This is a genomic window from Pseudarthrobacter sp. P1, assembly GCF_050156935.1.
Taxonomy (GTDB): domain Bacteria; phylum Actinomycetota; class Actinomycetes; order Actinomycetales; family Micrococcaceae; genus Specibacter.
In genome coordinates, this window is sequence record NZ_CP189584.1 from 4243291 (window position 1) to 4257044 (window position 13754).

Annotated in this window: 12 protein-coding genes and 3 tRNA genes; 9 read left to right on the forward strand and 6 right to left on the reverse strand. The window is 68.7% G+C overall.

Annotated features, from left to right (window positions below):
- Positions 1 to 21 precede the first annotated feature (21 nt).
- The 3 genes from ACQCSX_RS19755 to ACQCSX_RS19765 all read left to right on the forward strand — a co-directional run bounded on the left by ACQCSX_RS19755 (position 22) and on the right by ACQCSX_RS19765 (position 1500).
- Positions 22 to 97, forward strand: a tRNA-Asn gene (locus ACQCSX_RS19755).
- 19 nt (positions 98 to 116) lie between these two features.
- Positions 117 to 189 (forward strand) — tRNA-Asn (locus tag ACQCSX_RS19760).
- Positions 190 to 273: 84 nt separating this feature from the next.
- Positions 274 to 1500: an APC family permease gene (locus ACQCSX_RS19765; protein WP_427016909.1), complete on the forward strand. Its 1227-nt coding sequence runs from the start codon at positions 274 to 276 to the stop codon at positions 1498 to 1500.
- Between the two features lie 152 nt (positions 1501 to 1652).
- On the opposite strand, the gene ACQCSX_RS19770 is transcribed toward ACQCSX_RS19765, so the two are convergent.
- From ACQCSX_RS19770 to ACQCSX_RS19795, 6 genes are read right to left on the reverse strand one after another with little or no spacing between them, the layout of a single operon-like run.
- Positions 1653 to 2060, reverse strand: coding sequence for a hypothetical protein (locus ACQCSX_RS19770; protein WP_427016910.1), 408 nt, complete (start codon positions 2058 to 2060; stop codon positions 1653 to 1655).
- A gap of 47 nt (positions 2061 to 2107) precedes the next feature.
- Complete coding sequence (locus tag ACQCSX_RS19775; protein WP_427016911.1) at positions 2108 to 2281, reverse strand: hypothetical protein; 174 nt, start codon at positions 2279 to 2281, stop codon at positions 2108 to 2110.
- A 9-nt stretch (positions 2282 to 2290) separates the two neighbouring features.
- Positions 2291 to 3577: an alpha/beta hydrolase gene (locus ACQCSX_RS19780; RefSeq protein ID WP_427016912.1), complete on the reverse strand. Its 1287-nt coding sequence runs from the start codon at positions 3575 to 3577 to the stop codon at positions 2291 to 2293.
- 39 nt (positions 3578 to 3616) lie between these two features.
- Entirely contained in the window at positions 3617 to 4309 is a 693-nt protein-coding gene (locus ACQCSX_RS19785; protein WP_427016913.1) for a DUF1345 domain-containing protein, read from the reverse strand.
- Positions 4306 to 6819: a bifunctional lysylphosphatidylglycerol flippase/synthetase MprF gene (locus ACQCSX_RS19790; protein ID WP_427016914.1), complete on the reverse strand. Its 2514-nt coding sequence runs from the start codon at positions 6817 to 6819 to the stop codon at positions 4306 to 4308. Before ACQCSX_RS19790 ends, ACQCSX_RS19785 begins: the two co-directional genes overlap by 4 nt.
- Positions 6820 to 6879: 60 nt before the next feature.
- Entirely contained in the window at positions 6880 to 8100 is a 1221-nt protein-coding gene (locus tag ACQCSX_RS19795) for a multidrug effflux MFS transporter (RefSeq protein ID WP_427016915.1), read from the reverse strand.
- A 280-nt stretch (positions 8101 to 8380) separates the two neighbouring features.
- Between ACQCSX_RS19795 and ACQCSX_RS19800 the strand changes: the two genes are divergently transcribed.
- The 6 genes from ACQCSX_RS19800 (at position 8381) to ACQCSX_RS19825 (ending at position 13735) form a co-directional block, all read left to right on the forward strand.
- Positions 8381 to 9229, forward strand: a complete 849-nt coding sequence (locus tag ACQCSX_RS19800) for a phage holin family protein (RefSeq protein ID WP_427016916.1) — start codon at positions 8381 to 8383, stop codon at positions 9227 to 9229.
- A 73-nt stretch (positions 9230 to 9302) separates the two neighbouring features.
- A complete protein-coding gene (locus ACQCSX_RS19805; RefSeq protein WP_427016917.1) occupies positions 9303 to 9953 on the forward strand; it encodes a CDP-alcohol phosphatidyltransferase family protein in 651 nt (216 codons plus the stop codon).
- Positions 9950 to 10861 (forward strand): DMT family transporter, encoded by a 912-nt coding sequence (locus ACQCSX_RS19810; protein ID WP_427016918.1) that lies wholly within the window; start codon positions 9950 to 9952, stop codon positions 10859 to 10861. Before ACQCSX_RS19805 ends, ACQCSX_RS19810 begins: the two co-directional genes overlap by 4 nt.
- Before the next feature lie 234 nt (positions 10862 to 11095).
- Positions 11096 to 12265 (forward strand): glycosyltransferase, encoded by a 1170-nt coding sequence (locus ACQCSX_RS19815; RefSeq protein WP_427019111.1) that lies wholly within the window; start codon positions 11096 to 11098, stop codon positions 12263 to 12265.
- Positions 12266 to 12335: 70 nt separating this feature from the next.
- Positions 12336 to 12409, forward strand: a tRNA-Ile gene (locus ACQCSX_RS19820).
- 135 nt (positions 12410 to 12544) lie between these two features.
- On the forward strand, positions 12545 to 13735 hold the full coding sequence (locus ACQCSX_RS19825; RefSeq protein WP_427016919.1) for an acyl-CoA dehydrogenase family protein: 1191 nt from the start codon (positions 12545 to 12547) through the stop codon (positions 13733 to 13735).
- The last annotated feature ends 19 nt before the right edge of the window (positions 13736 to 13754 follow it).

Below are 13754 nucleotides of genomic sequence, written 5' to 3' on the forward strand. Positions count from 1 at the left end.
GTTAGTGTTGTTCCTGCGCATTCCCCTGTAGCTCAATTGGCAGAGCATTCGACTGTTAATCGAAGGGTTGCTGGTTCAAGTCCAGCCGGGGGAGCCAATAGGCTTTATGCGTGCTTTCCCCTGTAGCTCAATTGGCAGAGCATTCGACTGTTAATCGAAGGGTTGCTGGTTCAAGTCCAGCCGGGGGAGCAGATAAACCCCGTCCCGTGGAAACACGGGGCGGGGTTTTTTCTTTTCCTGCGCCGTACGCCCCAGAATGGAACAGTGCACCCCGTGAACCAACAGCCGGCCCTGGGCCGAAGGCTTGGCACGGCCGACGCCGTCGTCCTGGGCCTGGCCTCCATGGTCGGGGCCGGCGTGTTTGCCGCCTTTGCCCCCGCCGCGGCGGCCGCCGGTTCCGGGCTGCTGCTGGGACTGGCCCTGGCCGCCGTCGCGGCCCTCTGCAACGCCACTTCCTCCGCCTCGTTGGCGGCCCAATATCCGTCCTCCCGCGGCACCTACCTGTACGGCCGCCAGCGGCTGGGTCCGTGGCCGGGATTCGTGGCGGGCTGGGGGTTTGTGCTCGGCAAGTCCGCCAGCAGCGCCGCCATGGCGATGACCTTCGCCGCCTATGTGGCCCCGGCCGGTTGGGAGCGCCCGGTAGCCATTGCGGCCGTCACCGCGCTGGCCGCCGTCAACTACCGCGGCATCACCCGCACCGCGCGGCTGGCCCGCATCCTGGTGGTGGCCGTGCTGGCTGCCCTGGCCGTGGCGGTTGCCGCGGGCTGGGCCGCCGGCACGGCGTCGATGCCGCGCCTGCTGGGGGAGGGATTGGTGGCCCACGGCTGGTACGGCATCCTGCAATCGGCCGGCCTGCTGTTCTTCGCCTTCGCCGGCTACGCCCGCATCGCCACCATGGGCGAGGAGGTCAAGGACCCGGCCAAAACCATCCCGCGCGCCATCCTGGCGGCCCTGGGGATCGCCGTCGTGCTCTACGCCGCGGCGGGCCCATGGCCCTGGGCGGGGCCAGTGGTGGCCGCAGGGGCCGCCCTGGCAGCGCTGGGGGCCCTGCTGGGGCTGCTGGCAGGGCTGGGCCGCACCGTCATGGCCATGGCCCGGGAAGCGGACCTGCCGCCGGCCCTGGCGGCCGTGCACCCGCGCTTCCACGTCCCGCACGGGGCGGAGGTGGCGTTGGCCGTGCTGATCTGCGCCGTCATCCTGGTGGCCGATCTGCGCGGCGCCATCGGATTCTCCTCCTTTGGCGTGCTGGTGTACTACCTCGTGGCCAATCTGGCGGCGCTGGCCCAAACACCCGAACACCGGCGCTACCCGCGGGTGCTGGCCGTGCTCGGGGCGGTGCTCTGCGTGGTGCTGGCCGCCACGCTGCCGCCGGGCTCCGTACTGGCGGGACTGGCCATGTTTGGTGTGGGCATCGTGTACCGGCTTCTCCGGCTCCGCCTGGCCCGTCCCCCCAACCAAGGCGCAGAAACTGCACAAAACGGGCGCGAAACGGACGATTAGTGCGCCCCAGTTGCTCCCGCGGCTCGCAGGCTCGCGGCGGGGCCCTCGCAACCGTGGACCCACCCAGTTGCTCCCGCGGCTCGCAGGCTCGCGGCGGGGCCCTCGCAACCGTGGGCCCACCCAGTTGCTCCCGCAGGGGTCCAAACAGGGGCCTAGACGAAGCTCATCTCGGCCTGGAGGAAGCGTTCGGCCTCGGCAATGGCGCCGATGAATGCGTCGTCCTCGGTGGGGTGCTGGCGCGGGGTCCGCGGGAGCCATTCATGGGCCGCCGAATGGACCCGGACGATGCCCGCGCCGGGCGGGGCGTAGAAGATGCCGAAGCGTTGTATCGGCCATTCCGGCGAGGATTCCGGGGCCACCAGCAGGGCGGCGTTGAGCGCGGGGTTGAACCACTGCGCAATGGGCCGGCGCCGGTCCTCGGCGAAGAGCCCCGCGGCGTAGAGCGACGCCGATTCCGCGCTGGTGGTCGCGACCAGCCGGTCCCACCAGAGCGCCAGAATGCCGCCGTCGCAGCGTTGCCACGCGGCGGGAATGGGCTGGGGATCCTGCCATTTGGCCACGGCACAATTTTATCCCGTGGACGCGCCGCTTCCCAGAGGGGGAGCGGCTATTTGCCGCCGGGGTTTATCCGGTACATGGCGGCCCCCAGCACGGCGGCGCCGATCAGCGCCGGGATGAGGCGGTTGCCGAAGAATCCGCCGAGCACCGCGCCCAGCACGGCCCCGAGCAGGAGGCCCACAAACAGTCCGCGGCCGTTGCGGTGGATTGGCTTGGAACTCATTGGCCAACCCTACCCCCGCGGTGAGAGCCCCAACCTGGGGTAGAGCACCCCAAAACCGTCGTGGAGCCCCTCCGTCAGGGCCTCGCCGCCATGGCCCGCCCCCGGGACCAGCGAGAGCGTGGTGGCCATGCCGGCGGCCTTGGCCGCCGCGGCAACCTCCGCGGCGGCCCGGGCATAGACGGTGTCCTGGTCGCCGGCGGTGAAGACGGCTGTGGTGTCGAAGGTCTTGCCGGCCATCAAGGCCAGCGGCTTCTGGGCATCGTAGGCACTCTGGTCGCCGCCGAAGATGGTGGCCAGGTTGTCCGCAGGATCCTCCGCCCCGGGGAAGAGCTCCCCGGAAATGTCCAGCAGATTGCCCCACAGCTGCGGGTGCTTGATGGCAAACGAGAGCGCACACTGGCCGCCGCTCGAATAGCCGCCCACCACCCAATGCGCCCGGTCGGTGAGGATGTTCAGGTTGGCCTTGGCCCACGTGGCCACGTCGGTGTTGATGTAGGTCTCGACCTTGCCGAACCGGGCCGTGTCCAGGCAGAGGGTGTCGTCCATGTCCGGGCCGATCTGGTCGGCCACCACCACGATGGGCGCCAGGCCCTGGTGCGAGGCGGCAAAGGCGTCCAGCACGCCCGCCACATACTGCGGGTCGGGCGCGCCGGGCTGGCCCATCATCAGCACCATGAATGGCAGCTTGGGCGGGTGCTCCACCAGAGCCGCCGGCGGGAGGTAGATCCCGGCGGGGCGGGCCACGAAGCCGGAGACCGTGGCCGGAATGTCCTTGACCCCGGTGGTCCCCTTGGCCGGCATCCCCGCCGGTGCGCTCCAGTGCTGGTAGAGCGGCCCGTCCGGGGCGGTGCTGGCAGTGGGCGGGCGCAGATCGATGGTGTCCTCGGTGGAGATGCCCAGCACCGAGCCCAGGGTCTTGTTGAGCCCGAACCCGGCGTTGACGCCCAGGGCCGCGACCAGCGCAAACACCGGTACTGCCACGATGGCCACCACCGTGCGCCAGCGCGGCACGCCGCGGAAGTTGGCCGCGGCCAGGCCCAGCGCTGCCGTCCCAAGCACGCCCCAGAACCAGGCAAGGCGGGGGAGGGGGACCTTGAAAGCGTCGACGACGCCGTCCAGCAGCCAGATCGCCGCCGCCCCCACCAGGGCCCCGGCGGCGACGGCGGCCAGCGCCCGCACGGTCCAACGTGTGGACGGGCGCAGGAACAGCACCGCGAAGACGACGGCGAAAACGCCGAAGCCCAGCCACAGGACCGGGCCGTCGCTGACGACTGTGTCAAGGATTGCCTTGGGCATTCGCTCTCCTTCGGTTGCTGGGATCTTCGGTTGCTGGGGTCAGTGCCCCAGGTTCATGATGGTGTTCAGGGCCAGGACCACAATGAGGCCATTGAAGAAGAAGCTGAGCACCGAGTGGAACACGATGGTCCAGCGCACCTTGGTGCGCAGGGTGCTGACATCGGAGACGGCAAAGGACGTCCCCACGGTGTAGGAAAAGTAGACAAAATCGGCCAGCACCGGCGCCTCGGTTTCCGGGAAGCGCAGCATCGGCCGCCCCGGCCGGCGGTAGTGGGCGTGCATGTAGATCCGGGCGAACCCCCAGTGCAGGAATCCCCAGGAGAGCAGCATGGCGGCCACCCCGATGACCGTCAGCACTGTGGCATGGTCAGGATCATCGTCGGTGCGGGCCACGAGCACCGCCGTGGCGGCGTAAAGGCCGAACATGCTCGAACAGATGGTGCCGGCGATCGCCGCGGCACGCAGTCCCCACAGGGGCCGGTGGACGCGGTTGAGCCGGCGGCCGTTACCGGCCAGCCGCGCGCCGAAGGCGACGCCGATGGTGTTGGCGGCGGCGTAGACAAAGCCCGCGACGCACCACAGCCCCAGCACCTCGATGTCGTCCAGGGCGTCGTTGGTGATCGAGGCCAGCGCGATGGCGATCATGGCCAGTTCGCCCAGCAGCCGCACCACATCCACCACCACGCGGCCCGTCCCCGGAGCCGGGTCCGCCGATCCGGCGGCGGTGCTCACGATTCCCGCCCGATCAGCCGGCGCAGCAGCGAGGCGCTCTGCCGGGCGGAGAGCCCGGGCAGGTAGGCATTGGAGACGGCCAGGCCGATGGCCGGCAGTGCCAGCGGATCCTGGTAGTACAGGTACAGCGTGCGGTGCACGGGCTGGAAGCGGGACTTGAAGGCGGCCAGCGACTTGAACCCGTACATCGGCTCCAAGGCGTCGCCGAGCTGGGCCAGCACCTTGTCCAGGGTGCTGTGGTCGCCGTCGTCCTTGGCCTGCCCCGCCGTGGCCAGCGGTGAGCCGGAGAGCGAGATCGTGGGAACGGTGGCCCTGAAATGGGTGGCGGCGGAGGCGATCAGGAACTCCATCACGCCCTTGAACCCCGTGGCGCGGCGGCGCATGAAATCGAGCGTCCAGCCGGCCGGCGTGCCCTGGTCGAAGACCGGCAGCCAGCTGGTCACCCCGTGGACCAGTCCGTCGTCGTCCACGGCCACGCAGCACAACACGGCGTCGTCCTTGAGATGTTCCAGCCCGCCGAGCGTAAAGCCCATTTCCGGCAGTGCTTTGTCCGAGACCCATTCGGCGGAAATTTCGGCCAGCTGGGCGCGGATGCCGGGCGGCAGCTGGGCATAGCTGGCCCACAGGTCCTTGATGCCCAGCTTCTCCGCCCGGTTCAGGGCGGTGCGCACGTTCTGCCATTCCTTGCCCTTGAAGGTCATGGCGTCGATGGCCAGCAGCGTTTCCTCGGCCACGGCCAGGGTCCGGAAGCCGTAGCCGTCCAGCGGGCCCACCAGCGCCCCGGTGGCCGAATAGAAGCATGGGGCCACGCCCAGCTGGGCACAATGGGCCACGAAGCCGACGGCGGCGCCCGGCACGGCGTCGGGCTCCCCAAAGGGGTCGGCCACTGTCAGGGCCACCCCGTTGTGCACCTGGTAGGCGAGTCCGGCCCGGCCATCCGGGGTGAACCAGTAGTTGTTGTTCTCCCACAGCGCCATCCAGGACAGCGATCCGCCGCCGCGCCGCACCAGGATCCGGGCCCGCTCCCGGTCCGCGGCGCCGTCGTCCTCCAGTGCCGCCAGCCCGGCCAGGCTGCGCCAGAGGGCCACCAGCACCACCAGCCAGACCACTACGCCGCCCACCGCGTAGATGATGGTGCTCCCGAGTCCAGCGGGCAGTTCGGTGGCGAACGGCACCGGGAACGGGATCAGGATGTGCGCCAGCTGGCCCAGCAGGGTCCACAGGCTGGAGCGGGCGAGGTTGCCCTCGGCAAACCAGAAGATGCAGTAGAGCGCCACCGTGGTGGCGGCGGCGATGCCCGTGCTGCGGTAGAGGCGACGGTAGCTCTCGGGGGCCGAAAACACGGTGAACTTGGCCCGGTGCCACAGCAACAGGACCACGATGATGAGCGGGCCCACAAAGACGGCGCCCACGTACAGCGAGAGCAGCCCGTAGAGCTGGATATCCACGGTGGTTGCCGGATCGGCCAGGAAGAGGAGAAGGTCTGCCACCATGACGAGCATCAGGTATCCGCAGATGCCCAGCACCGCCACGAACGCCAGACGGCGGCCGCGGCGCAGCCCCTCGGCGCAGAGCAGAAACAGCAGGACCGGGACCACGGAGAAGATGGCGGCGCCGGCACTGGCGACGCCGACGGCGCTCTGCAGGGACATGCACGCGGCGTCGGAATTGCAGATCTCTTTGAGCTCGTCTGTGCCGGGGCTGGCCTGGACCATGATCAGGGCGCTGAAGGACATCGGGCCCACGGAGAGCGCGCCCAGCAGCTGGCTGAGCAGGGAGCCCAGGGCAAAGACGCCCACCACCGTGCCGAGCAGGAAGCGGGACTCGCGCACCGTGGAGCGGTAGCGCGAGGCTCTCCAGCGCCGCCGGGCCCCGGCCGAGTACGCCAGCGCGCCCGCGGCCAGCCCCAGCAGGGCCCCGGCCAGGGCCTGGATGGTCTGGGCCACGCCCACATAGAGGGTGAACATGACGGTGGCCGCCAGCAGCCAGGTCTGCACACGCCGGCGCCACAAGGGCTCCATCCGGGCCGTGGCCAGGCCCAGGGCCGCCGCCGCGCCGCCATACGGGCCCACGACATAGTCGCTGCCCAGGTACTGGAGCCATTCGTCGTTGCTGGCAATGCCCAGCAGCACCAGCAGGCTCAGCAAAAGCGCGCTGGCGGCCGAACCGGCCACGTAGGCGGCGGCGGTGGCCACCGGCCCGGCCATCCGCTCGGCCACGCCGACGGCGGCCAGCACCACCAGCGTGCCAAAGGCATAGTCCAGCAGGGAGGTGGCGAAGAAGCCGGAGGTGAACCAGGACCACCAAGTGCCGGTGCCCTCACTGACGTCGATGCCCACGCCGGCCAGCACGTCCTCGCCGGGGCCGTGGGGCAGGGATCCGGTGGCCAGCGCGGCGATCCAGAGGATGGCCACAATGGACAGGGTCAGCGGCAGCTTGCGCAGCACCGCCAGGCGGGCCAGCAGGGGCGCGGCGGGCTGGTGCGGCGCCGCCGCCGTCGGACTGGACACGTCACTCCCCTTGGCACGTGTAGGGCCCGGGAACCGTCCGGCGCGGGGGCCGGGCGATCCCTAGAGGGCGGGCACAGTTCTGGGCCGGACGATCAGCCATAGGCACAGCATACCCAGCCCCACGCAGCCCGCCATGACGGCGGCCATCGGGGTGGCGCTGCCGACGCCGAACAGGCCGACGACGGGGGTGATCAGACCGGCAAAGCCGAACGTGACGGCGCCCAGCAGCGAGGCGGCGGTGCCGGCCTGCGCACCGTGCCGGGCCAGGGCCTGGACCTGGATGGAGGGGAACATGAAGCCGGTGGCCATGATGAAGAACCACAGCGGAATGGCCACGCCCCACAGCCCGGCGTGGAACTGGTCCAGCACAATCATGGCCACGGCCGCCAGCAGCTGCACCACGGTGGCCATCGCCATCACCCACTGCGGGCCCATGTGGCGCATCAACCGGGCCGCAACCTGGACGCCGGCCACCACACCCAGGGAGTTGATGCCAAAGAGCAGGCCGTACTGCTGCGGAGTGAAGCCATAGGTGGTCTGGAACAGGAAGGTGGACGCCGAGAGGTAGGTGAACAGGGCCGCGAAGTTCAGGCCGCCGATCAGCAAGGTGCCGACAAATATCCTGTCGCTGAACACCGCCTTGTAGCGGTGGATCTGCTTGACGTCGGAGGCCTGGCGGCTCTCGCGGGGGAGGGTCTCGATGATGAAGAAGGCCGCCGCCAATACCACGACGAAGCCGTAGATGGCCAGGAAGTAGAAGATGCCGGGCCAATCCATGATGCCCAGCAGCTGGGATCCGATGATGGGTGCCAGGATCGGGGCCATACCGTTGACCAGGGACATCCGGGAGAACATGCGCACCAGCTGGTAGCCGGCAAAGAGGTCCCGGATCATGGCCATCGCCACCACGCCGCCACCCGCGGCGCCGATGCCCTGCAGGACGCGGAACACGCCCAGCATGGTGATGTCCGTGGACATTGCCGCGCCCAGGGACGCGCCGACGTGGACCGCCGTTGCCACAATGAGGGGAATGCGGCGCCCGACCTTGTCGCTCATCGGCCCCATCAGCAGCTGGCCGAGGGCGAAGCCGATGGTGGTGGCGGTGAGGGTCAGCTGCACTGCCGTGGCACTGACGTTCATCTCATGGGAGATCACCGGGAAGGCGGGCAGGTACAGGTCAACCGTGAACGGACCGAGTGCGGTCAACAGCCCCAGAATGAAGACGTAGACCAGTTTTTGCTTGCGGCTGAGGGCGTCACCGGGGGTGGCGTGGGAGGTCAACGGGCGGTCCTGTCGAAAGAATGAGGGACGGCGGCGCGGAATGGTTGCCCCCGTCCCTCCATCGTAGGGGGAGCCGGCGCCGCGGCGTAAGGCATGACCTCGGCCAAAAGCCGTGCCGCAATGTGATTCGCGCCACTGTTGCGCGGGCGGCCCCGTGGACGGTCCACACCCGTGGGGTCAATGGTAATTTTGAGACCAGCAGTGTGCCGGGTCCGCCCGGCAGCCACGCGGAGGCCGCAGGTCCACCGCACGCAGGATCCTAGCGATGGAGGCGGTATCGATGAGCGGTGCAGGGCGCGGCGGGCCAGAGGCCAGAGGCGGCACATCATGGGCCGGAGAGGATTCCCTGGTTGCCGCGCTGAAGACCGCCGGCCGGCTGGTGCCGCGGCAGCTCAACGACGAACTGGAGTTGGCCAAGGCCGAGTTCAAGCGCAAGGGTGTCAAGGTGGGCGTGGCCTCCGGGTTCCTCGGCGGGGCCCTGGTGTTTGCGTGCCTGCTGGTGACGGCGCTGGTGGTGGCCGCCATCGCCGGCCTGGCCACCGTGATGCCGCTGTGGCTCTCGGCCCTGCTGGTGTCGGCGCTCTTCCTCGTGGTGGCGGCGGTCTGCGGGCTCATCGGCGTCCGGAAGCTGAAGAAGACGATGCCGCTTATTCCCGAGGACGCCTGGCGCGGAATCCGGCATGACCTGGGCATTGCCAAGGAGGGCCGCGGCTTCGACCCGGCCACGCTCGTGGCACCGGAGCCGACCAAGGAAGAACGTGCCGCCCGCAAGGCCGAAAAGCGGGCCGCGGCCGACCGGGCCAAGGCCGAGCACGAGTCCAAGGCCGCCGAAAACGGCCCCACCCCCAACGTGGCCGAACTGCTGGCCCGCACCACCACCCGCCGCGCCCACCTGCTGGCGCTGCGCGAAGACATCATGGCCAAGGCCAACGTCAAGACCCAAACCGCCGCCCTGGCCTCCGCCCTCCGCGCGGAAGCCACGTCCCGCGTCAGTTCGGCCGCCCACTCCGCCGCACCGCTGGTCGATGTGGTGGTCACCGAGGCCAGGAACCGCTGGCTGCCGCTGGGCATCCTGGCCGTGTCCGGCACCGCCCTGGTCCTCCTGCTGCGAAAGTTGTTGAAGAAATAGCCCGACCACAGGGGGCCGACCGCCACCGGCGGCAGGGGCAGGCACACAGGGACAGATGCGGAAAGGGGGAGGAATGAGGCTTTTCGGAGCGGGAACGCGCCCGGGCCAGGTGCCCACCGGCGGCGGCAGGATCCTCACCATCCCCAACCTGATTACCGTGGTGCGCTTCCTGGGCGTGCCCCTGTTCGTCTGGCTGGTCCTGGCACGGCATGAATACGGCTGGGGCGTGCTGGTCCTGGCCCTGATGGGCGGCACCGACTGGATCGACGGCTATGTGGCCCGGCGCTTCAACCAGGCCACCGAGCTCGGCCGGGTGCTCGACCCGCTGGCGGACCGCGTGGCCCTGGTGACGGTGGCCGTGACGCTGGTGCTGGCCGGTGTCGCGCCCTGGTGGCTGCTGGCCGTGCTGGTGGTACCCGACGCCGTCTTGCTGGCGGCCTCGCTGGCCTTCTTCCACTGGCACCCCGACCTGCCCGTGAGCCGGGTGGGCAAGATCCGCACCGCCGCCCTGTTGGTGGGCACCCCGCTGCTGCTGCTGGCCGAGGTGCTGGACGGGACACCCAATGTGCTTTGGTCCATCGCCTGGGTCTTCCTGGCCATCGGCGTCGTCGGCCACCTGGTGGCGGCCTACAACTACTTCTGGGCCATCGTGCGCAAGCACCGCGCCGAGCAAGCGGCAAAGACCGCCGGCCAGCGGCCGGCCGATCGGGGGAACCCCGCGTGATGTGGATTGCCGTGGCCTGTGCCGTGGCCGGCGCCTTCTTCCTGGCCTTCGGGGCCCAGCGGCAGGGCAGTGCCGTCCAAGCCAACACCGGCGGCCTGGCCCTGGGCAGCAACGGATTCCTTCGGCTGCTGCGCAACCCGCGCTGGGTCCTGGGGCTGGTGCTGCTGATGGCAGGCATGGGCCTGAACGTGGTGGCACTGACGCTGGGCACCCTCACGGTGGTCCAGCCGATCGGTGCGATAGCCCTGGTGATCACCACCATCGTCAATTCCAAGGACCAGGGCATCCGGCTCAACCGCGCCACCGTTGTGGCCATCACCTGCTGCGTCACCGGCAGCGCCCTCTTCGTGCTGCTGGCGGTCAATGTGGTCAGCGAAAACACCCATGTCACGGTGGAGGAGGAGCTGACCGTGGTGATGCTGCTCGCCGGCGTCATCCTGGTTTTCGGCACGGTGCTGGTGCTCTGGCGCCTCCACATCAGGGCCTTCTTCTACATCCTCGGCGCCGGCGTCCTGTTCGGCTTCGTGGCCGTGCTGACCCGCATCATCTCCAAGCAGTTCTTCGACCCCAACGGGCTCTACCTGCTGAACATCCAGTGGTATTCCATCATCGCCATCGCCGCCGCCGGGGGGTTGGGCAGCTGGTTTGTGCAGAGCGCCTACGCCAGCGGTCCACCCGATCTGGTGATCGCCGGACTGACGGTGGTCGACCCCATCATCGGCATCGGGATCGGCATCACCATCCTCGGTGAGCTGCGTCCCGATGTCCCCGCGGTGGTGGCCATTGCCATGGCCGGGGCCGCTTTGCTTGCTATCGTGGGAGTCGTTGCGCTCTCGCGGCACCACCCGGACGTGGTCAAAAGGAAGAACGAATCCGCCAAGGATTTGAAGAAAACCGACCGGAGCTAGTGTCCGCACAGCGGCGCGGCGCCATGCCACAGCATTCAGCTGCACGACGGCGGAGGGAACCCCAACGGTTGCCTGCGCGAACGCTCCGGCCACCGCCGGCTGCGTGAGAAGCCACCAGGAGTATTTTCAGTGACATCCACCCAGAGTCCCGACTCGGCAGAGGCGGTTCAGGCCGCCGCCGGCACCGCAACCGCCGGGACGCCGTCGTCGTCCACCCGGGCCAAGACCAAGCCGCTGACCATCCTCATTGCCGCGGACACCTACCCGCCCCACATCAACGGTGCGGCGCAGTTCTGCTACCGCCTCGCCAAGGGCATGACGGCCCGCGGGCACCACGTGCACGTGGCCGCCTGCCGCCCCGACAGCGGGGCGAAGTACACCGAGCAGCGCGACGAGGCCACTGTGCACCGGCTGCGCTCGCGCTCCGTGCCCACGCACGAGTACTTCCGTGTCTCCCTGCCGTGGGAGATCAAGAAGGACATCGCGGCCATCTTCGACGAGATCAACCCCGACGTGGTGCATGTGCAGAGCCACTACATGATCGGCGAGCACGTGGTCTACGAGGCCCAGCGCCGCGGCATCCGCATCGTGGCCACCAACCACTTCATGCCGGAGAACCTGAACCCGTTCCTGCCCTTCCCTCAGTGGTTCAAGAACATCATCGGCAAGGTCTCCTGGCGGGACATGGGCAAGGTCATGGGCCGCGCCGACGTCGTCACCACGCCCACGCCGCTGGCGGCCAAGGCCATGCACCAGCACGCCTTCCTGCCCAAGGTGCTCCCGCTCTCCAACGGGATCGACGCCGGCAACTACGAGCTGGCCCCGGGCGAGGACATCGAGCGCCATGCCAACCCCACAGTGCTCTTTGCCGGCCGGTTGGCCGAGGAAAAGCACATCGATGTCTTGATCGACGCCATCGCCAAGGTCCCGGCGGACCTGAACGTGCACCTGGAGATCGTGGGCGGCGGCGAGGTCAAGAACGCGCTCAAGGAGCAGACCGAGCGCCTGGGCCTGTCCGGCCGAGTGAAATTCTTCGGCCTGGTCAGCGACGAGGAGCTGCGCAAGGCCTACATCCAGGCCGATGTGTTCGCCATGCCCGGCACTGCCGAACTGCAGTCCCTGGTCAGCCTGGAGGCCATGAGCGCCTCCACCCCCGTGGTGCTGGCCAACGCCATGGCCCTGCCGCACCTGGTGGACGAGGGCGTCAACGGCCACCTCTTCACCCCGATGGACAGCGACGACCTGGCGGCTAAGATCACCAAGATCCTGCGCCTCTCGCCCGAGGACCGGGCGGCGATGGGTGCGGCCAGCCACGCCATGGTGGCCCGGCACGGGATCCAGAAGACGCTGGACACCTTCGAAGACATCTACCGCGGCGGCAGCTACGAGGACCACGCTCTGTAGCCAAACCGTTTAGGATGGTCTGGGCGCGGTTCCCCGGTGAAGTGTTTGCATCCGGTCCGCGCCCGGACATGGGGCTATAGCTCAGCTGGTTAGAGCGCGGAACTCATAATTCTAAGGTCCTCGGTTCAAGTCCGAGTAGCCCTACCTTGGCAGTCCAGCAATGCAGCAGGACCCCGGAACCGCATTGGTTCCGGGGTCCTGCTGCGTCCCGGCCGTTGCCAGCTTTGTTACTCTCGGGTAAGTTACTCATGAGTAACATATCGAGCGAAGGAGCTTCCCATGGCCAAGGCCGCCATCGACCCCAACAACCTGCCCTACGCCGACGGTGATTTCTACGGGTTTGAGCAGCTGCTCACCGAGACGGAGCGGGAGCGCCTGCAGGAAATCCGCGACTTCCTGGCCAAAGAGGTCAAGCCGATCGCGGTGGACGCCTGGAACCGCGCCGAATTCCCGATGGAGCTGATCCCCAAGCTCGCCGCGCTGGATGTCATGAGCCCCATCCGCCGGCAGGGCCACTCCAGCCTGTTCGCCGGCCTGATGCAGGCCGAGTTCACCCGCGCCGATTCCTCCATCGCCACGTTCCTGGGCGTCCACGACGGCCTGTTTACCGCCGCCATCGAACTGCTGGCCTCCGCGGAGCAGCAGGCCGCCTGGCTCCCCGACATCTACGCCATGAAGAAGATCGGCGCGTTCGCGCTGACCGAGCCGCTGGGCGGCTCCGACGTGGCCGGTGGCACCCGCACCACGGCCAAGCGCGACGGCGGCAACTGGATCCTCAACGGGGCCAAGCGCTGGATCGGCAACGCCACATTTGCCGACTGGGTGGTGGTCTTCGCCCGCGATGTGGAGGACAACCAGGTCAAGGCCTTTCTGGTGGACACCACCGCCGAGGGCTACAGTGCCACCAAGATCGAGAACAAGATTGCGCTGCGCACGGTGCAGAACGCGGACATCACGCTGGACAACGTCGTCGTTCCCGACGCCTTCAAGCTGGCCGGCGGCAACTCCTTCCGCGACACCAACAAGGTGCTCAAGGTCAGCCGGCTGGGCGTGGCCTGGCAGGCCGTGGGCCAGCAGCTGGCCGCGTTCGACGTCGCCCGGCGCTACGCCGTCGAGCGCCACCAGTTTGGCCGCCCGCTGGCCTCCTTCCAGCTGGTGCAGGACCAGCTGGTGAAGATCCTGGGCAATGTGGTCGCCTGCACCGGCATGATGGTGCGCCTGGCCCAGCTCGAGGATGCCGGCGCCGCCAAGGACGAGCAGTCCGCCCTGGCCAAGGCCTTCACCACGGCCCGCATGCGCGAGTCAGTGGCGCTGGGCCGCGGCATCCTGGGCGGCAACGGCATTGTCACCGACTACGAGATGGCCAAGATCTTTGCCGATGCCGAGGCCATCTACTCCTACGAGGGCACCTACGAGATCAACACCCTCGTCACCGGCCGGGCGATCACCGGGGTCTCCGCGATCCTCTGATCCTTCCTCCGCCCGCCGC